The organism is Curtobacterium sp. MCLR17_040, assembly GCF_003234735.1.
GTDB lineage: Bacteria > Actinomycetota > Actinomycetes > Actinomycetales > Microbacteriaceae > Curtobacterium > Curtobacterium flaccumfaciens.
The window spans coordinates 246,597-269,353 of the sequence record NZ_QKTE01000003.1 but is presented as its reverse complement, the minus strand read 5'-3'; the positions used below and the strand labels follow the sequence as shown (position 1 = coordinate 269,353).

Below are 22,757 nucleotides of genomic sequence, written 5' to 3'. Positions count from 1 at the left end.
CGAGCCCGGCCCGTCCCCCGGGTCCGGTGCCCCTCCGCCCGCTACGGTGAGCGGATGGGCAAGGTCACGCTGCAGGACGTCGCCGCGCACGCCGGCGTCTCGATGAAGACCGTGTCCAACGTCGTCCGTGGCTACCAGCACGTCAGCGACCCGATGCGCAGCCGGGTGCAGGCCGCCATCGACGAGCTCGGGTACCGCCCGAACGTCTCGGGCCGGTCCCTGGCGACCGGACGCTCGAACATGCTCGCCTTCGCGTTCCCCGACCTGCGGCGTCCGTACTTCGCCGAACTGGCCCACGTGTTCTCGCGGGTGTGCGCCGACCGCGGCTACCAGCTCCTGCTCGAGGAGACCGGCGGCGACCCCGACGGTGAACGCTCGGCGGTGCGGGGACGCGAGGCCGGTGTGGTCGACGGGGTCGTGATCCACCCGCAGGTGCTCACGCCCGAGGCGATCGACCGGATCCGCGGGGACACCGCCGTGGTGTTCCTCGGCGAGGACGTCCGGCCCCCGCACGCCGACCAGGTCGTCATCGACAACGCCGGGGCCGCCACCGAGGCCGTCGCGCACCTCGTGGCGCTCGGCTGCCGCCGCATCGGGTTCTTCGGGCACGAGACCGGCCCGTCGTCGCGCACGTCCGGACTGCGTCTGGACGGCTACCGCGCCGGACTCGTCGCCGCCGGCCTGTCGCTCGACGACGCGCTGCTGGTCCCCCGCGAGGTCGGTGACGCCGCCGGCGCCGAGGTCGCCTTCGGCGCCGCGCTCGACGCCGGACTCCGCGTCGACGGTCTGCTCTGCCGCGACGACCTGGCCGCGCTCGGGGCGCTCCGGGCGATGCACCTGCGCGGCCTGGACGCCCCCGGCGACGTCGCCGTCGTCGGGTGGGACGCGGTCGGCCTCGGGTCGAGCCTGGTGCCGAGCCTGACCTCCGTCGCGCCCGACACGGTCGCCCTCGCAGACACCGCACTCGACCTGCTGGTCGAGCGGATGGACGGCTCCGACGTGCCGGGCCGGCTGGTCACGGTCGGCCACCGCCTGCTCGTCGGCGAGAGCGCGCCGTACGCGGACGGCACGTCCGACCGGGCGGCGCACCAGGGCGCGTGAAGGGCGGACGGGAGGCACGGCGCGCGCCCGGCCACGAGCCTCCAGTCCGCCTCTTCCCCCGTCGCGTGCCGTCAGCGGCCTGCGGGAGCCGACTCCCCCGGGTGCACGCTGCCGAGCAGCTCGACGACGACGTCCCGCAGGGCGTCGGGCAGGCCGACGGTGCCGAGCTCGACGATGCGGTCCGCACGCGGCAGGTCCTTCGCCACGACGTCCCACGCCTCGAGCTTCTCCGGATTGCCGGCCTGCGCGCCCTCGAGGACCCGCCGCACGGCCTCCCGTGCGTCGACACCGACGACCGGAGCGCCGACCAGCGTGACCGATCCGCCCGACGCCGAGTCGACGGACACGTCGACCGAGAACCGGTCGGCCGAGCGTGCCGACGTCGGTTGCCCGTCGGCCGGTGCGGCGAGGAACGTGATCCGCCAGTCGCGGTGGGCGGGGACGACGTCGAGGGCTCCGGTGGTGGCGTGCACCCGGAACTCGGCGTGCTCGGGATCCCAGGTCAGGCGGGTCCGGGCGGTGCGGCTGCCCTCGCCCTCGTGGTCCTCGACCAGGGTGAAGTCACCCGCCGCACCCGGTGCGACGAGGACCTCGAACGCCGTCGGGTTGACGGTGGCGTCGAGCTGGTCCTCCGCGGCGAGCGGCAGGATCCCACCGGCGCGCAGCAGGACCGGCACCGTGTCGAGCGTGCGGTGCAGGTCGACGAACCGGTCACCCGCGTACACCGTGCCGGTGAAGACGTCGGTCCAGGTGCCCGGCGGCAGCCAGGCCCGGGCGACCCCGTGTCGGCTGACCGGGTCGCGCGGCGCCACGATGGGGGCGACGAGCAGCTCCGAACCGAACGCGTAGGTGTTCGGCACCCGGTACGCCTCGTCGCGGCGCGGCTCCAGGTGGTACAGCGGCCGGACCAGCGCGGTGCCCTCGGCGGTGCCGTGGTTCATCGTGTGCAGGTACGGCACCAGGCGGTGACGGAAGCGGAGTGCCTCCCCCATCGCGGCGCGGGCCTCGGCGGGGAACGCCCACGGCTCCTTGCGGATGAACGGGTTGTTGGCGGAGTGCAGGCGCATGATCGGCGAGAACACCCCGAACTGCACCCAGCGGGTGGCGAGCTCGTCGTCGCGGACGCCGCGCGTGTGGCCGCCGATGTCGTGGCTCCACCAGGGGTAGCCGATGTTGGCGGCGGTGGCGGTGAACTCGGGCTGGAACGCCAGGGACGCCCACGACACGACGGCGTCGCCGGAGAACCCGACGGCGTACCGGTGGCTGCCGGGGCCGGCGTAGCGCGAGAAGGTCATGCCGTCGACGGGGGCCGGGACCGCGGTTGCGTCGGTGTCTGTGTCCGCGGTGGTGTCGGTGTCCGCGGTCGTGTCGGCGGTTGCGTCGCCGGACGCCGCGTGTCGCGCCGAGTCGAGCAGGTGGAAGTGGTTGAGCAGCCACAGCGGGTCGACCCCGGGCAGCCCGGTCTCACGACCCTGCTGCCAGTCGATCCACCAGAAGTCGACGCCCTGCTCCTCGAGCGGGCGGTGCAGCTGCTCGAAGTAGGCCTGCAGGAACCGCCGGTCCGTCGGGTCGAACGGGATCGGCTGCTCGGTCTCCGGGTCGACGCCCATCGCCCGGGCCACCGCGGGGTAGGCGTCCTCGAATGCCCGCACGCCGTCGGCAGGGTGCAGGTTCAGCGTCGTGCGCATCCCCCGGCGGTGCAGCTCGGCGAGGAACGCCTCGGGGTCCGGGAACAGCGACGGCTCCCAGGAGTACCCCGTCCAGCCGTTGCCGAAGCGCGGCGGGACCGAGTCCACCCGGTGCCAGTCCATGTCGATGACGGCGACCGAGAACGGCAGGTGTTCGGCGGCGAAGCGGTCCAGCAGCTCGAGGTACGAGGTGTCGCTGTACGGGTGGTACCGGCTCCACCAGTTGCCGAGTGCCCACCGCGGCATCCGTGAGGGCGGCCCGGAGACGGCGTGGTACGTGCGGAGCGCGGCGTCGTAGTCGCGGCCGTACGCGAAGACCGTGACGTCGCGGCGCCCGGGGACCCGTGTGCCGATCCAGCCGTCGTCCGCGAACAGGAACGACTCGCTGTCGTCGAGCGCGGTGATGCCGTCGCGGGCCAGGATCCCCGACTCGAGCGGCATCCGGCCGTCGACGTCGTCGAGGGTGCGGCCGGTGCCGCCGAGGTCGCGCGGCTCCTGCCCCCAGCGCCAGCGGTTGGCGTCCGGACCGGTGGTCTCGACGACAAGGCCGCTCGGGCTGAAGGGGCGGCCGTCGTAGCGCAGGCGGGCGCGATCCGTGGTGACGACGACGCCGGCGGCGGTGCCGGTGCCGTCGGCGCCGGCCGTCCGCTCCACGGTGAAGGCCGGCACGGGCAGGCGTCGGCGCATCGCGAAGGTCGATGCGCGGTCCTCGAACCCGCCGTCGTCGCTCCACTCGATGCGGAACGCCCCGGCGTCGAGCACGGTGATGCGCCAGTGGTCGCCGGTGACGACGGCTGCGGGGTCGGCGACCGGGTCCGACCCCGGGAACGGACGGATGGTGGGGAGGACGGCGCCGGTGGTGCCGGTCGTGCTGGTGCCGGTGGTGCTGCTGCTCACGTGGTGCCTCTCAGCTCTTGACCGCGCCCTGCGTCACGCCGCTGATGACCCAGCGCTGCGCGAACAGGTAGACGATGATCGTGGGCGCCATCGCCATCAAGTACGAGGCGAAGGCGACGTTGTAGTTGGTGCCGAACTGACTCTGGAAGATGTTCTGCACCACGGGCAGGGTCTGCAACCCCGGATCCGCCGTGATGAGCGACGGCATCATGAAGTCGTTCCACGATGCCAGGAACGCGAAGATGCCGACCGTCGCGTTCATCGGGCCGAGGAGCGGCAGGATGATCCGCCAGAAGATCTGCCACGTGGACGCCCCGTCGATGCGGGCGCTCTCCTCGAGTTCGACCGGGATCGACCGCAGGTACGCCGAGTAGAGCAGCACGCTGAACGACAGTTGGAACATGGCGTGCAGGATCCCGACGCCGATCGGGTTGTCGAGGCCGATCTCGGCGGTCAGCTTGATCTGCGGCAGCGCCACCACCGGGAACGGCAGGAACATCGCCGCGAGCAGGTAGACGAACGAGTACCGGAAGAACCGCTTGTGCCAGTTCCGGACGATCGCGTACGAGGCGAACGAGCTGAGCAGCAGCGTCGCGACGACGGTGAGCGCCGCGACGCCCAGCGACACCGAGAAGGACACCGGGAACCGGGTCAGCTGCCAGGCCTCGGCGAACGAGCCCGGGTTGAACGGGAACGGCAGCGAGAGTGCATTGCCGTCGACGGACTGCTCGGTCGTCTTGAAGGCCATCGAGAGCGTCACGTACAGCGGGATCAGTACGGTCAGCGACGCGAGGCCGAGGACCACGGTCAGCGTCCAGTTCGTGCCGCCCAGTCGTCGGCGGTGGCCGCGGCCGGAGCGACCGGTGCCGCCGGTGGTCACGGCGCGGGTGTCGGTCGGGGGTCGTGTGTCGATGGCGGTCATGCGAGTCGCAGGTTCCTTCCGCGGGTCGCCGCGAGCTGCAGCACGGAGATGAGGACGGTGATGATGAAGAACACGGTCGCGTTCGCCATCTGGTAGGCGTAGTCGCCGCCGGTGAAGCCGCCGAAGATGGTCATCGCGACGCTGCTCGTCGCGCTGCCGGGGCCGCCGTTGGTCAGACCGACGATCACGTCGTACGCGCCGAGGTAGCCCTTCACACCGAGCACGGTGTTGATGACGATGAAGCCGCCGAGCAGCGGGAGCGTGATCGAGCGGAGCTGCTTCCAGCCGGTCGCGCCGTCGAGCGCACTGGCTTCGTACAGCTCCTCGGGGATGGACGTCAGCCCCGCTGTGTAGATGAGGAGCGCGCCGGGCACGGTCTGCCAGGCGGACACGATCACGATCGCGAGCCAGGCGAGGTTCGGGTCGCCGAGGATGCTCTGCTCGAGCGGGCCGAAACCGACGCTCGTGGCCAGGGCCGGCACGGTGTTCGAGAACAGGAAGTTGAACACGTAGGCGACGATGATCCCCGAGATCACCATCGGGATGACGAACACCGACCGCAGCCCGGCGGCGAACCGGATCTTCTTCGCCAGGGCGATCGCCAGGGACAGCGCGACGACCTGCGTGACGACGACGGTGACGGCCGCGAAGCCGAGCGTGAAGCCGTACGACGCCAGGATCGCCGGGTCGGAGACGAGCGCCCGGTAGTTCTCGACGCCGATGAAGTCCCACTGCCCGAACCCCAGGTAGTCGGTGAAGCTGTAGAAGACGCCGACGCAGGCGGGGGCGACGACGAACGCCGTGAACAGCACGAGGGCCGGCACGAGGAACAGGTAGTACATGCCCTCCGTGCGGCTGAGTGAACCGACACCGCGGGAACCCACACGCCGGTGCGTGCGGGCTGCGTCGGTCGCCGGTCCGGAGGTGTCCGGGTCGGTGTCGCGGGAGAGCGGGGTCTGCATGGTCATGGTGACTCCTGTGTCCTGGTCCGGCTCAGACCGTCGCGGAACGGCCGGCGAGCCGCCGCCAGTCCGAGTCGAGCCGCTGCAGCATCGAGGTGAAGTCCCCGCTCCGGATCGCCGACTGCAGGTAGTTGCCGAGCGGGATCGACGTGGGGATGAAGGTGCCGGCGCCCTGGTAGAACGCCGCGTCGTCGACGTACTGCTGCAGGCCGGCGAGGCGCTCGTCCTGCTGCGGGGGTGCGTCGATGCGGGGCGAGTACGCCAGGTTGTCGCGGTTGTAGGCGTCGATGACCTCGGGCTGCATGAGGAACTCGACGAGCTCCTTCGCCTGCTCCGGGTGCTCGGACGCCGTGGGGATCCAGAGACCGAGATCGATGTTGACCCGGGCCTTCCGGTCGGCCGGGTCGTTCGACACCGGCAGGGCGAAGGTGCCGACGGGCAGCTCGTCGTCGATCAGCGCGATCTGCCCGAGCGCCCACGGGCCCTGCAGGTACATCGCGGCCTCGCCCTTGCCGAACGCCAGGTTGCCGTCGGCGTAGGCCCGGGTGGCGTGGTCGCGGTTGAAGAACGACGAGATGGTCTTCGCGCGCTCCATCGGCACCGCGAAGTCCTTCTCGAACGACACCTCGGAGTCCGGGCCGACGTCGGCGCCGAGGGCCTTCATCTTGCGGAAGAACGAGCCGGTGTCGACGAGGCTGCCCACCGAGTAGTCGAACAGGCCCTGCCAGAGCGTCCACGTGTCCCGGTCGGTGGCGTAGATCGGCGTGATGCCGGCCTTCTGCAGGGTCCGGCAGACCTCGACGAACTCGTCCCACGTCGTCGGGACCGGCAGGTCGTGCTCGGCGAAGATCCGCTTGTTGTAGATCACCCCGGCCGCGGCGAGCGAGTACGGCAGCACGCTCGTGCGGTCCTCGAACTTCGCGTACTGGTTCGTCAGGGTGTCGATGTCCGGTCGGACCCGCGCTGCCGACGGCAGGTCGCTGAGGTCGCTGAGCACGCCGCGTGAGATGTACCGCGCCAGCTCGAGGTTGTCGTTGAAGCACCCGACGTCCGCCGGTTCACCGCGCACGAACTGCGGGGCGATGGCCGCCGTGCTGTCGTGCACGACCGACAAGCCGGTGTGCTCCCCCTCGAACTTCCGCAGCAGCTTGTCGAAGTAGGCGATGACCTCCTGCTTCTGCTCGTAGAAGCGGAGCGTCGTGGCACCACCGGCGGCACGCCCCGGGGTCGCGCACCCGGCGAGCGCCATCGTGCCGAGTGCGATGCCACCGGCCGCGCCCGCGAGGAACCCCCGCCGGCTCACCGCCGCCTGGAGTGTTGCGGTCCTGCTTCCCACCATCGGGTCTCTCCCTCGTCGCGCATCGTCGCGCAGGCTCCTGTTTACAGCGCTGTAAAGCGTACGTCAACGTTGTAATCGCATGTGGCAGTGGTCGGTGCGCCCCACGGACGGGAGGCACGGTGCCAGCCCGCCCCGCGCCTCCCGTCCGCCGCGCAGCGCGTCCACGGCCGCGCGCCGCCGCCCACCGGGACGGACACGGCACGGAGCTGGCAGGATCGTCTGATGGCTGAGGACGAACGGGACATCGCACTCCGGGTGGGGCACGAGGAGCTCCGCATCCGCGGGGTCTACGAGACGATCAGCATCATCAACGACGTGATGGTGGCGCTCTGGTTCATCGTCGGCAGCGTCCTCTTCTTCTCCGAGACCACCACGACGGCCGGCACCTGGCTGTTCCTGATCGGGAGCATCCAGCTGCTCATCCGTCCCGTCATCCGGCTGTCGCGGAGGCTCCACCTCGCCCGGGTCGGCCGGGGGAACCCCGCGGAGTCCGCGCGCGATTTCTGAACCACGACACGCCTGGGCGAACACACAGGAACGCGAGCAGGCACCATGGAGTGCATGGCAAGCACCACTCCTCCCCTGCCCGGACCCGTGACCACGACACCGCAGTTGCGGCGGTGGGTGTTCTGGCCCGCCGCCGTCATCGTGCTGGGGTTCGTGGCCTTCACCCTGATCTCCCCCTCCACCGCCGAGGCGCTGTTCCTCGGTCTGCAGGACGGCATCGTCAAGAACTTCAGCTGGTACTACGTGCTGATCGCCGCGTTCTTCGTCGGCTTCTCGCTGTTCGTCGGCTTCAGCCGCTTCGGTGACATCAAGCTCGGCAAGGACCAGGACGAGCCCGAGTTCTCGACCGGTTCGTGGTTCGCGCTGCTCTTCGCCGCCGGCATGGGCATCGGCCTCGTCTTCTACGGCGTGTCCGAGCCCCTCAGCCACTTCGCCTCCCCGCGCCCCGGCGTCACCGGCACCGAGAAGGAGCTCGCGCAGCAGGCACTGACCCAGACGTTCCTGCACTGGGGCCTGCACGCATGGGCGATCTACGTCGTCCTCGGCCTGGCCCTGGCGTACGCGATCCACCGCCGGGGTCGCCCGGTGTCGATCCGCTGGGCCCTCGAACCGCTGCTCGGCAACCGCGTCCGCGGCGGCTGGGGCAACCTGATCGACGTGATCGCCCTCGTCGGCACGCTGTTCGGTGTCGCGACCTCGCTCGGCCTCGGCGTCATCCAGATCGGCGCCGGACTCGAGAGCGCCGGCATCGCCGACAGCAGCATCGTCAGCCAGATCGCCATCATCGCGGTGATCACGGCCGTCACGATCGTCTCGCTCGTCACCGGTGTGACCAAGGGCATGAAGATCCTGTCGAACTTCAACCTGCTGCTCGCCGCCGCACTGCTGCTGTTCGTGCTCATCGTCGGCCCGACGCAGTTCCTGCTGCGGGACTTCGTGCAGTCGATCGGCTCCTACCTGCAGAACATCGTCGGCCTGTCGTTCAACGTCACCGCGCAGCAGGGCGCCGAGGGCGAGGCCTGGCAGGGTGCCTGGACCACCTTCTACTGGGGCTGGTGGATGTCGTGGGCACCGTTCGTCGGTGTCTTCATCGCCCGCATCTCCAAGGGCCGCACGGTCCGCCAGTTCGTGTTCGGTGTCCTGCTCGTGCCGACCGCGCTCACGTTCCTGTGGTTCGCGGTCCTCGGTGGCACCGCGATCCACCGCCAGACCGACGGTTCGGGTGGCCTGATCGGCTCGGACGGCTCGGTCGACATCGAGGGCTCGCTGTTCGCGGTCCTCGGCGACCTGCCCGCCGGCATGGTCCTGACCTACGGCGCGATCCTGCTCATCGGCGTGTTCTTCGTGACCTCGTCCGACTCCGGGTCACTCGTGATGGCGATGATCGCGTCGGGCGGTGACATCGAGCCGAAGAACTGGCTGCGGGTCTTCTTCGCCGGTGTCGCTGCGCTGCTCGCCGTCGCCCTGCTGCTCAGCGGTGGACTGAACGCGCTGAAGACGGCGGCGATCACGACCGCGTTGCCGTTCAGCATCGTCCTGTTGCTCACCTGTTGGTCGACGATCATCGCCTTCACCCGCGAGCGCCGTGCCTACGACAAGGCCGAGCGCGAGGTCCTGCTCGAGCACGTCGGCGCCTACTACGGCCTCGAGGTCGAGGCGCCGACCGAGCGTCCGGCACGGTCCGGCCTCGGCCGTCCGTGGGCCGCGGTGAAGAACCGTGTGCGCGGCGGCCGCGGAACCACCTCCCCAACGGTGGGCGCCGGTGCGCTCGACGACTTCCCGGTGCGGCCCGAGTCGATCTCGGCCGACCCTGCGGTCGACCCGAGCCTCGACGCGCGACCGGCAGCGGACGACGGGCCCGCCACGGAGCAGCCGGAGCGCTGACGCGGCGCGCCACGCGCCGCGCGCGCACGCGCCATGTGGTGCGAGGTTCCGTGTTCGGTGCGACGAACGTGCCCTCGCACCAGAGACGGAACCGCGCACGGGCCGTCGACGCGACCACCTGACGGACGGGAGGCACGGTGCCAGCTGGCGCCGTGCCTCCCGTCCGTCAGTGCGTCAGGTGTCGGTCCGTGCGGACGCGACCTCGAGGGTCACGACGACCGCCACCACGGCGAGCGCCGTGACCGGCAGCGACACCGCCGGCACCGCGATCGACGCGAGGACGACGAGCACCAGGGCCACCACGACGGCGTTGGCCCGTGCCGACAGCGACGGCCGGATCGCGAGCGCCCAGATCGACAGCACGAACACCGCGACCGGCACCGCGACGGTCGCGGCGACCGAGGCGGACGACAGCGCGACGTGTCCGGCGTCGGCGCTGACCGCGACCTCGATGCCGGCGGGCAGGGCACCGGCGGCGGCGAAGACGAAGTAGTGGCCGTAGCCGAACACGAGCGCGGTGGGGAGCGAGCGGATGTGTGCGTGCTGCTCGCGGGAGAAGTAGATCCACCACATGCCGACGGTGATCACCAGCCCGCACCCGGCGAGCGCCAGCAGGGCTCCGAGGTGCTCGGTGTGCGCGAGGGCATCGATCACCGCGCCGGCCGATGCCACCAGCCCCTCGCCCAGGACGATGAGGGTGAACAGGGAGAACCGCTCGGCCAGGTGCCGGGTGTGCCACGGGGCCGTCCCCGTCGAGGTCTGCGCCCAGATCGGCACCGACAGCTCGGCGAGCACGAGGAACGGTGCGGCGTACCCCCAGACGTCGTCGGGCAGGGCGAGTGAGACCACCCAGAGCAGCTGCACGACGGTGACGCCGACGGCGTGCAGGGTGGCTGTCCGGCGGTAGCGGGTGGAGGACGCGGCGGCGCGGATCCACTGCCCGACCAGGGCCAGCCGCATGACGACGTAGCCGATGACGCCGATCGTGAAGTCGTTCTCGCCCATGGCCGCGTGCACCCCGGCGGCGAGGACGAGCACCCCGGCCATCTGCACGAAGGTCATCACCCGGTAGAGCCAGTCGTCGGTGTCGAACGACGTGGCGAACCAGGTGAAGTTCATCCACGCCCACCAGATCGAGAAGAACACCAGCCCGTAGGCCAGGACGGCGGAGGCGACGTGTCCCTCGAGCTCGATCTCGTGCAGGTTCGTCGCGGCGAAGCCGACCGCGACGACGAACACCAGGTCGAACAGGAGCTCCAGCGGGCTCGCTGCCCGGTGTCGCTGGTCGGGGTCGCGCGGCACCATCCGGCGCAGTCCGATGGTCGGCATGGGGCCAACGGTAGGGCATCCCCAGAACGCGGACTGCTGACGGCGGGACCGGCCCGGCCGATCTGTCCGTGTGCAGGCCCCGCACCACCAGACCCAGCCCGTCTCGGCCGTGTACGTCGTGTCCGGCCGAACCCCTCCGACAGGAGTCCCGGTGACCTCACCGCGTCCCGCCGTCCGTCCCAGGTCGTTCCGCCGAGCGGCCGTCAGCGCCACCGCCGGCGCACTGACCGCCGCCACGCTGCTGGCGTTCGCCGTCACCCCGGCGCACGCCGCGACCTCGGACATCCCGCGCTCACCGGCCGATCCGACCGCTGCGGTGGCCGCACCACAGGAACAGCCTGGAGGCTCGTCCCGCGTCGGCCCGGCCGCGGACGGCGTGCAGGTGGGTTCCGGCTCCTACGCGCCGGCCCCGCCGGACGAGATCACGGACATCGCCGACGTGCGGAAGACGCTGGACCAGCGGCTGTACATCGACCCGTCGAAGGCCGGCGAGCCGGTGCCGACGAACCAGTGGTGGACGGACCTGCTGGTCAGCAAGTACTCCGGCGACATGTGGGCGTACCCGTTCGTCTCGTCGAACAGTGCCGCGGGCACGAAGCTCACGATCCCGACGCGGTGGAACAGCGACGGCACGGCGATGCGCCTGGAGTCCCCCGTGACGGTGGGCGGGACGGTGGAGCCGACCCCCGACGCGAGCGACCGCACCCTCGCCGACTTCGAGGACGGCCTGCCCGACGGCTGGACCGCGACCGGTGACGCCTTCACCGCCACCGCCACCGGGACGGCCGTCGGGCAGAGCGCGGTCTCCGGGTGGCTCGGCGGACGCTTCCTGAACTCGTTCAGCGACGAGGACGGCGACGGCGCGACCGGCACGCTCACGTCGCCGGCGTTCACGATCGACCGTTCGACCCTGGCGTTCCTGGTCGGCGGTGGCCGGCACCCCGACCACGAAGCCGTGCAGCTCCTGGTCGACGGCGACGTCGTGGCGAGCAGCACCGGGACGGACAGCGAACAGCTGCGCTGGGACAGCTGGGACGTCTCCGCCCACCGAGGGCAGTCCGCGCAGCTGCGGATCGTCGATGACCTGCGTGCCGGGTGGGCACACGTGCTGGTCGACCAGGTCCTGCTCACCGACGCCCCGGACGGCCTCGCTGACCGCTTCGCGACCACGTTCCGGGGGAAGCAGGCCGATGCGCTCCGCTGGGGCGACTGGAACGTCAGCTGGCGGATGCCGCAGGACGGCCCGGGCGGGCAGTACATGGACGTCACGAGCGTGCAGGGTTCGCCGTACGAGTGGTTCGAGTTCCACGGCATGACCCCGCGCCTCACCCTGCAGGACGGTGCCGAGATCACCGACGGGGACGGCGAACCGCTCGACCTGCCGGTGACGACGGACCGGTTCGAGATCCGCCAGGACGGCCACGTCTTCGGCGTGCACGCCCCCGACGGGACGACCTTCACCCGTGTCGGGAACGCGCTGGAGGCCTCATCCGGCACGCCCTACCTGGTGCTCAGCGCGGTGCCCGAGCAGGGGCTGTCCCTCGACGACCTGCACCGCACCGCCTTCGCGGTCCCCCGTGACACGACGATGACGTACTCGTACGACCCGGCGGCGGCGAACGTCCGCCAGCAGTGGTCGATCCGCACCGACACGCTGCAGGGCGACGACCACGACACCGTGCAGGGCTGGCTGCAGCACCAGTACGCCGACGCCACCACGAACCTGCGCTTCACCGGCGCCACCTACGAGACCCCGCGCGGCACCATGCGGACCACCGTCGGCCACGACGGCTGGACCCTGGACTACGCGTTCACGGGCATCACGCCGATCGGTGCCACACCCGAGGCGGTCGGCGACGACCCGTACTCCGAGCAGGTCATGCGCGAGTACCTGCACGACTACGCCGCGAAGACGACGTACGGCGGGGACACCTACTGGGGCGGCAAGGACGTCCTGCAGCTCGCCGAGTACATGACGATCGCGCGGCAGATCGGTGCCACCGAGGACGCCCGGACGCTGCAGGACACCCTCGAGCGCGCCCTGACCGACTGGTACACGTACACGGACGGCGAAGCGGAGCACTTCTTCGCGATGTACCCGACGTGGAAGGCCCTGATCGGGTTCGCCGACTCGTACGGGTCGGCCCAGTTCAACGACAACCACTTCCACTACGGGTACTTCGCCGTCGCGACCGCCATGCTCGGCCGGGTCGACCACGAGTGGGCCGCGAAGTACCAGGGCATGGCGACGCTCGTCGCGAAGCAGTACGCGAACTGGGACCGCGACGACGCCCGGTTCCCGCACATGCGCACGTTCGGCGTCTGGGAGGGCCGGTCGAACGCCGGCGGCGTGTCGTCACCCGGCGGCAACAACCAGGAGTCGTCGTCCGAGGCGATCCAGTCCGAGGCGGGGCTCTTCCTGCTCGGCTCGGTCCTCGGCGACGAGGAGATGCAGGCCGCCGGTGCGGTGCAGTACGTCACCGAGCGCGCGGCCGTCCGCGACTACTGGCAGAACGTCCGCGGCAACCCCGCCTCGGCGTCGTACGACGGCAACGGCGCGTTCCCGGACGAGTACGAGCACGGGCAGGCGGGGATCCTGTTCGACTCCGGGCAGGCCCACGCGACGTACTTCTCCGGCGACCCCGCCTGGATCTCCGGCATCCAGTGGATGCCGATCGCCCCGTGGTTCGACTACTTCGGCTGGGACCCGGGCTTCTCGAAGGCCCTGATGCGCGAGATGATGGCCGCCCGCCCGGAGTCCATCGGGCAGGCCGGCGTCACCGACGGCAACGCGGCACGCATCCAGATGCTCACGAAGAAGTGGTGGGGCGTCGGCAGCTACGGCGACGTGAAGATCACCCGCGACCGCCCGGCCGCGATCGGTGAGCTGCAGGACGCGATCCGCGCGGTCGAGACGAACCACCCCGGGTACATCACCCGACGAACCGCGGCGAACCCCCTGTACGTCCCGGCCACCGACACCCTGCTGGTGAGCGTGGAGGACGACGGACGGGTGGTGTTCCCGGACCGGTACTGGACCCCGGAGAACCTGCCCGACTCGCTGGTGCCCACTGAGCTCGACGGTCCCACCGCCGACCGGAAGCCCCAGGACTGGCCGACGCCGTCCCCGCTGATGCCGTTCCTGGTGGACGACTTCCGCGCCGACACCGCGACCATCGACCAGCTGTACGGCGTCGACCTCACCGACCACACCCCGGGCGAGGACACCGAGCACGCCGCACGGGTGTTCAGCGGCATGGGTGACGCCCTCGGCAACGTCGTGCTCGGGTTCCTCGGGCAGTACGACCCGGACACCTACGCCGACGTGCACGCCGCACTGTGGGCCGCCGACGACCCGGCCGTGACCGGACAGTCGATGGCTGGCCTCGTCTACCACCAGGCGATGTCGAACCGGACCGTCGGCACCGAGGTCACCGACCGGCACACCTCGGACCCGCTGAGCCAGGTGTTCCGCGCACCGGACGGCACGATCAGCTACGTGCTCGACAACCCCGACACCGTGCAGCACACGTACGACGTCTACGAGGGCACCGAGGTGATCGGCCAGATCGCGGTCCCGGCCCAGACGCAGATCACGTCGCACCTGGACGCGCGGCTCACCGAGGTGGTCGTCAGCACCCAGGGCGCCCCGAAGACGATCGTCCCAGGCGCGACCACGACCTTCACCGCCACCGGCTACGACCAGTACGGCGCCACCGTCGCGCTGGACGAGGTCACCTGGTCGACCGACACCGGCACGATCAGCGCCGATGGCCTCCACCGCGCATCGGAGCGCGCGGAGCAGGCGACGGTCACCGCCACGATCGGCGGGGTGCACGGGTCGTACGCCTTCCGGGTCGCACCGGCACCGGTCCTCACCGGGTTCGACGTCACGCCCGGCTTCGACCGGCTCGTCGTCGGGACGCCACAGCGGTTCCGTGCCGCCGGCCACGACCAGTACGGCGACCCGGCGGCCCTGCCCGCCGACGTCACCTGGTCGTACACCGGCGCCGGGAGCGCCGGGACCGACGGCACCGTGACGACCACCGCCGCGGGCTCCGGGTACGTCGTCGCGACCGGTGGCGGTGTCGAGGGCTCGGCGGTCGTCGCCTCGGTGACGTCGATCCCCGACGCCGCAGCGGCTGCCGACGTCGACGCGAGCTCCTCGGACGGCGGGAACGTCGCCGGGAAGGCCGTCGACGGGGACCGCAGCACCCGGTGGGAGAGCGCGCACGGTGTGAACGAGGTCGACTACACGATCGACCTCGGGCGGCTGACCGACGTCGACACCGTGCGGGTGGACTGGGAGAACGCCGCCGCCGCACGGTACGTGCTGCAGGTCCGGGACACCGCCGACGACCCCTGGCGCGACGTGCGGATCGTCGACAAGACCACCGCCGACGCGGACACGGTGCCCGTGGGCGAGACCGCCCGGTTCGTGCGCCTGCACCTGACCGACCGCCTCACCGGGTACGGGTACTCCATCTGGGAGGTGCACGTGTCCGGCACACCGGCGGCCTCGACCGTCGACGTCGAGGACGTGCTCGTCGCACCACGCACCACGACCGTCCGCGCCGGTGACACGGTCCGGATGGCGGCCTACGGGTTCGACCGCCACGGGTTCGGCGGGCGGCTCGCCGCGGACCGCCCGGAGTGGGCCGTCGACGGCGGCGGAAGTGTCGAACCGGACGGCGTCGTCACCGCAGCGACCGAGGGCGGCGTGACCGCGACGGTCACGGCCACGGTGCCAGGAGCATCCGGGACGGCCACCGTCACGACCCTCGCCGAGGCGACCGACGGTGACGACGACGGCGGAACGGCACCCGCCCGCTCTCGTGACGTGGCCGCCGGCAAGCCCGTCACCACCTCGTCGGACGAGCGCGGCGACCTGTCCGGCGGCAACGCGGTGGACGGCGACGACCGGACCCGGTGGGCCAGCGCAGCACGCGACGGTGAGTGGTTGGCGGTCGACCTCGGGCAGGTCGTGCCGATCGACCAGGTGCAGCTCGACTGGGAGGCCGCGTGGGCCGAGGCCTACCGCGTCCAGGTCCGCGACGACGAAGACGCCCCCTGGCGGACCGTCGCGGAAGAAGCCCACGGGACCGGCGGCGAGGTGACCCACCGGTTGGAGGGCGACGACGTCACCGGCCGCTGGGTCCGGGTCGTCGCGGACCGCCGGCACACCGCGTTCGGCGTCTCGCTCTGGGCGCTCCGCGTCACCTCGACGCAGGGCGAACCGACGCCGGACCTGGCACGACGGGCGACCGTGTCGTCATCGGCCGACGAGGGCGACGGCGTGCCCGCGCACAACGCCGTGGACGGCGACCCGGGATCGCGCTGGGCGAGCGGGCACACCGACGACCAGTGGCTCGCCGTCGACCTCGGCGCACCGCACCGCCTGCACGGCGCGGTGCTCCGGTGGGAGGACGCCTTCGGACGCTCCTACCGGATCGAGGCGCGGAACGCGGGCGACGACGGGTGGACGACGCTCGCCACCGAGACCAACGGTGACGGCGGGACCGACCGGCACGCCCTGGACGGCTCGTGGCGGTACGTCCGCGTGCGAGGTGTCGAACGGGCGACCCCGTACGGCTACTCGCTGTACGACCTCGAGATCCGGTAGCCGGGGCAGCACCCGTCGGACGACGCCGCCGCGGTGCGGTTACGTCGTCCGACGGATGCCCCCGACCGGCCGGACCACGGATCCTGGCGGGACACCACCCGCACCACGTCAGGAGCACGGACCATGACCAGCACCCCCCTCGAGACCCTCGGCATCATCGGCGCCGGCAACGTCGGCGCGCAGATCGCCCGCCGCGCGATCGCCGTCGGTCTCGACGTCGTCCTCGCGAACTCCCGCGGGCCCGAGACGCTCGAGTCCCTGATCGACGAGCTCTCCCCCGGTGCCGGAGCAGCCACCGTCGCCGACGCCGCCCGGGCCGGTGACGTGGTCGTCGTCTCGATCCCGATCAACGGCTACCGGGACCTGCCGGCCGAGGCGTTCGCGGGCAAGGTCGTCGTCGACACCGGCAACTACTACCCGGAGTTCTTCGGACCGGTGGACGAGCTCGAGCAGGGCGCGGTGCCGACCACCTCCGAGCTGCTCCAGCAGTCGCTGCCGGATGCTCGCGTCATCAAGGCGTTCAACAACCTCGGCGCCGCCGACGTCACCACGGACGGGTCCCCCGCCGGAACGCCGTGGCGCCGAGCCCTGACCGTCGCCGGGGACGATGCGGACGCGAAGGCCGTTGTCACCGAGCTGCTCGACCGGTTCGGGTTCGACGTGGTCGACGTGGGACCGCTGAGCGAGGGCTGGCGGTACGAACGCTACCAGCCGGCGTACGGCGTGCGGCACGACCGGGCCGGCATGACCGCCGCCCTGGCGGCAGCGACTCGCCGCTAGCCCGCGGCCGCCACCCCGGGCGCCGCCTGCGCCGCCTGCGCCGCCTGCGCCGCCTGCGCGGTACGCGCGGTACGCGCTGGACCACGGTGACGCGGAGCGGCTCTGGACGCTGGGTTCCGGATACGTCACCTGACGGATGCTGCCGGGACGGGCCTCCTGTCAGCGTGGAGCACGCCACGCACCATCCGTCACCAGCGATCCACGAGGAGCCCACCATGACCGGAAACCCGAAGCACATCGCCCTGGAGCCCGCCGCCCAGGAGTTCGTCGACGCGACGTCGAACCCGCCGTTCCTGAACGACCTGCCGCCCGCCGAGGGACGCAAGGCGGTCGACTCCGTGCAGGACTCCCCGATCTTCAAGCCCGAGGTCGACGAGGAGTGGCTAGAGATCGAGGGCGGTCCCACCGGCACCGTGAAGATCCGTCTGGTCAAGCCGGCCGGCACCACCGCGAACCTGCCCGTGATCCTCTACGTGCACGGTGCCGGCTGGGTCTTCGGCGACGCCCACACCCACGACCGCCTGGTGCGCGACCTCGCCATCGGGTCGAACGCCGCCGTCGTGTTCCCGGAGTACGACCGCTCCCCCGAGGTCGGCCACCCGGTCGCGCTCGAGCAGTCGTACGCCGCGGCGCAGTGGGTCGTCGAGGAGGGCGGCGAGAAGGGGCTCGACGCCTCGCGCTTCGCGGTCTCGGGTGACTCGGTGGGTGGCAACATGGCGATCGCCCTGGCGCTCCTCGCCGCCGAGCGCGGGGACGTCGAGTTCGTGAAGCTCGTCGCCTTCTACCCGGTGACGAACGCCGCGTTCGACACCGGCTCGTACGAGGAGTTCGCCGACGGCTACTTCCTCACCCGCGCCGGCATGCAGTGGTACTGGGACCAGTACACGACCGACGAGGCCGTGCGCGCCCTGCCCACGGTGTCGCCGCTCCGCGCACCGCTCGAGGTGCTCGCGACGCTGCCGGAGACCCTCGTCATCACCGGTGAGGCCGACGTGCTCCGCGACGAGGGCGAGGCCTTCGCGGCACGCCTGCGCGAAGCCGGCGTCAAGGCCACGAACGCCCGCTTCGGCGGCATCGTCCACGACTTCGTGATGGTGAACGCGTTGCACGACACCGAGGCCGCGAAGCACGCGCTGATGCTCGCCACCGCGTCGCTCCGTGCCGCCCTTGCCTGAGCAGGAGCGTGCCCGCGCGAGCACCCCGGAGACGCTCGAGACGCTCGTCGCGCGCGAGGAGATCCGGACGCTGCTGGCGACCTACGCCCGCGGGGCCGACCGACGCGACGCCGTGCTCGAGGCGTCCGTGTTCACCGAGGACGGGGTCGTCGTGTTGTACGAGGGCGACCCCTCCTCGCACGAGCCGGTCGACACGATCCACGGTCGAGCGCACCTGGCCGAGACGTTCGCCGGACTGATCGCCCGGTACGACGTGACGACGTACCTCAACGGCCAGTCCACGATCCGGTTCACGGGGCCCGACACCGCCGACGGCGAGACGTACTGCGTCGCGTTCCACGTCCTGCACGACGGCGGCGAGCGGGTGCTCCTGACGATGTCCATCCGCTACCTCGACCGGTTCGTCCGGGTCGAGGGCGCGTGGGCGATCGCCCACCGGGACCTCGTCTTCGACTGGACCGACCGGTCCCCGTCGCACACGTGACTGAGACCGCCACCGCACACCGACACCGACCACCGACCACCGACCACCGACCACCGACCACCGACGGAGACACCATGTCGCAACCGCTCGAATCGCTCATGCACGCCAACCTGTTCGAGGTGTTCGGGGAACGCGACCCGGACCGCCGCCGCGCCGCCATCGAGCGGACCTACGCCCCCGACGTCGAGTTCCTGGACCCCGACGAGGTCGTCACCGGCCACGACGCCCTGCACACCAAGGCGCAGCGCCTGCTCGACGAGGCTCCCGGTTTCGTGTTCTCGCCGGCCGGCCCGGTCTACGAGAACCACGGGATGGGGTACCTCGCCTGGCACTTCGGACCGGAGGGAGCGCCGCCCGTCGTGTCCGGGATGGACATCTGCTTCGTCGAGGGTGACCGCATCGCGAAGGTCTACACGCTGCTGACCAGCTGAACCCACACGCAGACGCCCGACCCGCCGCAGTGTCACGCACCCTGCGATGATGGTCGGGCGTCTGGACGGTGGGCGAGGCAGGAGGACACGGGCGATGTCGATGCAGCACGAGGTGCCCCCGGAGTCCCCGTACGCCTACATGAGCGCCGAGCAGGTGCGGACCTGGTACGCCTACATGAAGCTCCAGCTGCGCCTGCGGTACGAGATGAACCGGCAGTTGCGCGCCGACAGCGACATCTCGCTCGCCGACTACGACGTCCTCGTCGCCCTCACGAGCGAGCCGGGCGGCGAGATGACGATGTCGGCCCTGGCGACCCGCATCGGGTGGGAGCGCAGCCGTGCCTCGCACCACGCGAAACGCATGGCCGAACGCGGGTTCCTCGAACTCCGTCGGAGCGAGCACGACCGGCGCACCACCGCCGTCGCCCTGACCGACACGGGCTGGCGGACGCTCCGCGAAGCCACGCCGCGCCACACCGAACTCGTCAAGGACATGTTTTTCAGCGACCTGCGCGAGGACGAGCTGGCGGGCTTCGCCGACGTGCTCGAGCGCGTGTACGAGTCAGTGCTCGAGCACGGCACCCTGCCCCGACCGGCCGACCACCCCTAGCTCCGCTTGCCCTCACGCACCAGCGCGACGTAACTTAGGTGAAAGATCACCTAAACGAGCGAAGGGCAGCGTGTGGACGCCGAACGAGCCGTGTCACCGCCGCTCCCCGACCGTGCACTGTTCGGCCGCGCGGACGAACTCGCGGCCCTCACGCGCCTGCTCGACGACGCCGCGGCGGTGACTGCGGACGGGGCGGCCGAGGATGAAGCGGCAGAGCGCGGCGCCGCGGTCCTGGTCGAGGGTGAGGCGGGCATCGGCAAGACGACGCTGCTCGCCGCCGTCGAGCGGCACGCGCGGCGGACCGGCTTCCGCGTGCTGACCTGCACCGGCATCCAGGGGGCGAACAGCGTGGGCTTCGACGGCCTGCACGAGCTGCTCCACCCACTGCTCCCCTTCGCGTCCGCCCTGCCGCCGCGCCAGCGCACCGCACTGCTCACGGCCCTCGCGGTCGAGGACGGCCCGAGTCCGGACCGCCTGCTGGTGAGCACCGCGACGCTCGGGCTGCTCGAGGAGGCCGCGTCGCACCGTCCGGTGTTCGTCCGCGCCGAGGACCTGCAGTGGCTCGACCGGTCCACCACCGAGGTGCTCGACTTCGTGGGACGCCGGCTCACGCACACCCCGGTCGTCGTCATCGCGGCGGTCCGGACCGGACACGCCCCGGACGCCGTGCCCCCGTGCAGCTTCACGCGGTTCGAGCTCGGACCGCTCGCCCACGACGCCGCCGAGGCCCTGCTCGACGCCCACGCCGGCACCCTGTCCACCTCGGTCCGGCGACGGGTGCTGGCCGAGGCCGGCGGCAACCCACTCGCCCTGCACGAACTGCCCGTCACCTGGACCACGGGCGGCCCGGCCACCATCGCGTCCCGGCTCCCCACCACGCGGCGGCTCGAGCAGGCGTTCCTCGAGCAGGTCGCCGCCGTCCCGTCCGGCAGCCGCTCGTTCCTGCTGCTCGCCGCGGCGGCCGACGACGCCGGCCTGCAGGACGTCATGGCGGCGGCCCGCACGATGGACCTCGGGGTCGACGACCTCGAGCCGCTCGAGGAACTCGGGCTCCTCCGCACCGACCTCGTCTCCTTGCGCTTCCGCCACCCGCTCGTGCGCTCGGCGGTGATCGGCAACGCCTCGGCCGCTGCACGGTCCGCGGCGCACCGGGCACTCGCGTCGGTGGTCACCGACGGCATGCGCGCCGCCTGGCACCGGGCTTCGGCGACGTTCGAGCGGGACGAGTCCATCGCCGCTGACCTCGAGACCGCCGCCGACCGCGCGGCACAGCGGGGTGCCCGCCCCGAGGCGGTCCGGGCCTACGAGCGTGCGGCCACCCTGTCGCAGGGGGTCACCGGTCGGGCACGTCGGCTGGGCCGGGCTGCCGAGACCGCACGGGCCGCCGGCATGACGGCCGAGGCGATCGAGCTCCTGGAGCAGGTCGACTCCCTCGCCGCCGACCCCGAGACGGTCACCGAGACCGCCGTCACGCAGACGGTGCTGAGCCTGACCACGGGTGCTGCCGGTCGACCGCGCATCGAACTCCGCCGGATCCGGCCCGTGCTCGCCGGCCCGGAGCACGCGGACCGGCTCGTGCGGGTGCTCTGGGCGGCGGCCCTCAACGCCCGCGGCCGCAACCTGCCGCGACCGGAGTGGAAGGACATCGAGGCGGCCCTGCTCGCGACACGCTCGGCGAGCCCGCTGAAGTCGGTGGCCCTCGCCGTGCTGGCGCCGCTCGGCTCCGCCCACCACCTGCGCACCGAACTCGCACACCTGGTGCCGCAGCTCACCGAGCAGCCGCTCGCGATGGCGTCCCTCGCGATCGCCGCCGAGTCCCAGCAGGACCTCGAGACCGCGCTGACGTGCTGGGAGCTTGCGTACGAGCGTGCACACCAGCTCGGCGCCGTCGCCGACGAGACCCAGGCGCTCCGCGGCCGGGCGACGGTGCTCATGCTGCGCGGGCGGGTGAGGGACGGGCTGGCCGACGCCGAGTACGCCGTCCGCATCGCCCGCGACGTCCAGCTCCCGCTCATCGCCGGGATGGCCTACGCCACGCTCGCCCGGGGCCACGCCCTGCTCGGCGACGACGAGGCCGCGCTGGCCGCCCTGCGCGAGGGCTCGGAGTTCGCGCACGGCGGGCGGCTCGCCCTGGCCAGCGCCGACGCGCGGTGGGCAGCGGGACTCGTCGCCCTCGGTCAGCGGCGCCACCGGGACGCCCAGATCGAGTTCACACACATGACCGTCCACGCGACCCGGTCCCTGTGGGCGATCGCCGACCGCACCGAGGCCGCGGTCCGGGGCGGGCGACCCGGGTCGGTCGTCGAGAACCTCGCCGAGGCCGAGGCGGTCGCCCGCACCACCGGGTCCGCGCACCTGACCGCCCTCGTCGTGCGGAGCCGGGCCCTGCTCGCCGAGGGCACGGACTCGACGGGAACCGACACCGACGGCGCGGGCGGCGCGGACCCGGAGCCCCTCTACGCCCGCGCGATCGAGGCCGGTCGCCTCGCCGACGCCCCGGTCGAACTGGCGAGGACCCAGCTGCTGTTCGGCGAGTGGCTCCGCCGCGAGCGCCGGGTGGTCGAGGCACGGCTGCACCTCCGCGAGGCGCTCCACGCGTTCGACGCCGCCGGCACCGCGGGCTTCGCAGCCCGCGCCGCGGCGGAACTCCGCGCAGCCGGCGAGGCCCCGGAACGGGCCGACAGCACGACGGCGCCGACACGCGAACGGCTCACACCCCAGGAGCTGCAGATCGCGCGGCTCGCCGCCGCCGGCATGACGAACCGCGAGATCGCGGACCGCATCTACCTGTCGCACCGCACCGTCAGCACCCACCTGTACAAGGTGTTCCCCAAGCTCGGCGTGACGAGTCGCACCGAGCTGGCGGCCGCGCTGGCAGCGTCCGGTCCGACGGACTGACGCACCGGCCCACGGCCTGGAGGCACGGGTTACGTCACGCAACGGATGCGCCGTGAGTGGACCAGCTGCGAGCCTCGTGGCGGCGACTCCGCACCGGGTCGCCGCCACCACGACCACCGGGAGGCGC

The 22,757-nt window shown here is 71.8% G+C and carries 15 protein-coding genes; 10 read left to right on the top strand and 5 right to left on the bottom strand.

The genetic code is table 11. From position 1 onward, the window contains the following. Positions 1-54 precede the first annotated feature (54 nt). On the top strand, positions 55-1,101 hold the full coding sequence (locus DEJ01_RS05250) for a LacI family DNA-binding transcriptional regulator (protein ID WP_111092391.1): 1,047 nt from the start codon (positions 55-57) through the stop codon (positions 1,099-1,101). A gap of 71 nt (positions 1,102-1,172) precedes the next feature. Here DEJ01_RS05250 and DEJ01_RS05245 read toward each other — a convergent pair whose 3' ends face one another. The 4 genes from DEJ01_RS05245 to DEJ01_RS05230 are packed head-to-tail and all read right to left on the bottom strand — an operon-like array spanning position 1,173 to position 6,873. After that, complete coding sequence (locus tag DEJ01_RS05245; protein WP_111092390.1) at positions 1,173-3,686, bottom strand: TIM-barrel domain-containing protein; 2,514 nt, start codon at positions 3,684-3,686, stop codon at positions 1,173-1,175. Positions 3,687-3,696: 10 nt separating this feature from the next. Continuing rightward, a complete protein-coding gene (locus tag DEJ01_RS05240; RefSeq protein ID WP_111057388.1) occupies positions 3,697-4,608 on the bottom strand; it encodes a carbohydrate ABC transporter permease in 912 nt (303 codons plus the stop codon). Further along, positions 4,605-5,576 carry a carbohydrate ABC transporter permease gene (locus tag DEJ01_RS05235; protein WP_111030381.1) on the bottom strand — a complete coding sequence of 324 codons (972 nt, stop codon included), beginning with the start codon at positions 5,574-5,576 and terminating at the stop codon, positions 4,605-4,607. The genes DEJ01_RS05240 and DEJ01_RS05235 overlap by 4 nt, the downstream gene beginning before the upstream one ends. A 25-nt stretch (positions 5,577-5,601) precedes the next feature. Then, positions 5,602-6,873 (bottom strand): ABC transporter substrate-binding protein, encoded by a 1,272-nt coding sequence (locus DEJ01_RS05230; RefSeq protein ID WP_111092389.1) that lies wholly within the window; start codon positions 6,871-6,873, stop codon positions 5,602-5,604. Between the two features lie 258 nt (positions 6,874-7,131). Between DEJ01_RS05230 and DEJ01_RS05225 the strand changes: the two genes are divergently transcribed. Further along, positions 7,132-7,416 (top strand): YrhK family protein, encoded by a 285-nt coding sequence (locus DEJ01_RS05225; protein WP_111092388.1) that lies wholly within the window; start codon positions 7,132-7,134, stop codon positions 7,414-7,416. 54 nt (positions 7,417-7,470) lie between these two features. Further along, positions 7,471-9,300, top strand: coding sequence for a BCCT family transporter (locus DEJ01_RS05220; protein ID WP_258371321.1), 1,830 nt, complete (start codon positions 7,471-7,473; stop codon positions 9,298-9,300). 174 nt (positions 9,301-9,474) lie between these two features. Here DEJ01_RS05220 and DEJ01_RS05215 read toward each other — a convergent pair whose 3' ends face one another. Continuing rightward, positions 9,475-10,629, bottom strand: coding sequence for a low temperature requirement protein A (locus DEJ01_RS05215; protein WP_181438363.1), 1,155 nt, complete (start codon positions 10,627-10,629; stop codon positions 9,475-9,477). Positions 10,630-10,780: 151 nt separating this feature from the next. On the opposite strand from DEJ01_RS05215, the gene DEJ01_RS05210 reads away from it, so the two are divergent. From DEJ01_RS05210 to DEJ01_RS05180, 7 genes are all read left to right on the top strand, one after another. Next, a complete protein-coding gene (locus DEJ01_RS05210) occupies positions 10,781-16,252 on the top strand; it encodes a discoidin domain-containing protein (RefSeq protein WP_111092387.1) in 5,472 nt (1,823 codons plus the stop codon). 33 nt (positions 16,253-16,285) lie between these two features. After that, positions 16,286-17,032: an NADPH-dependent F420 reductase gene (locus DEJ01_RS05205; protein ID WP_111092386.1), complete on the top strand. Its 747-nt coding sequence runs from the start codon at positions 16,286-16,288 to the stop codon at positions 17,030-17,032. A 215-nt stretch (positions 17,033-17,247) separates the two neighbouring features. After that, entirely contained in the window at positions 17,248-18,207 is a 960-nt protein-coding gene (locus tag DEJ01_RS05200; protein ID WP_111092385.1) for an alpha/beta hydrolase, read from the top strand. Further along, entirely contained in the window at positions 18,200-18,691 is a 492-nt protein-coding gene (locus DEJ01_RS05195) for a nuclear transport factor 2 family protein (protein WP_181433040.1), read from the top strand. The genes DEJ01_RS05200 and DEJ01_RS05195 overlap by 8 nt, the downstream gene beginning before the upstream one ends. 74 nt (positions 18,692-18,765) lie before the next feature. After that, positions 18,766-19,122, top strand: coding sequence for a nuclear transport factor 2 family protein (locus tag DEJ01_RS05190; RefSeq protein WP_244993449.1), 357 nt, complete (start codon positions 18,766-18,768; stop codon positions 19,120-19,122). A gap of 94 nt (positions 19,123-19,216) precedes the next feature. After that, positions 19,217-19,732, top strand: a complete 516-nt coding sequence (locus tag DEJ01_RS05185) for a MarR family winged helix-turn-helix transcriptional regulator (RefSeq protein WP_111030391.1) — start codon at positions 19,217-19,219, stop codon at positions 19,730-19,732. Positions 19,733-19,804: 72 nt separating this feature from the next. Further along, positions 19,805-22,630, top strand: a complete 2,826-nt coding sequence (locus tag DEJ01_RS05180) for a LuxR family transcriptional regulator (RefSeq protein ID WP_220038664.1) — start codon at positions 19,805-19,807, stop codon at positions 22,628-22,630. The last annotated feature ends 127 nt before the right edge of the window (positions 22,631-22,757 follow it).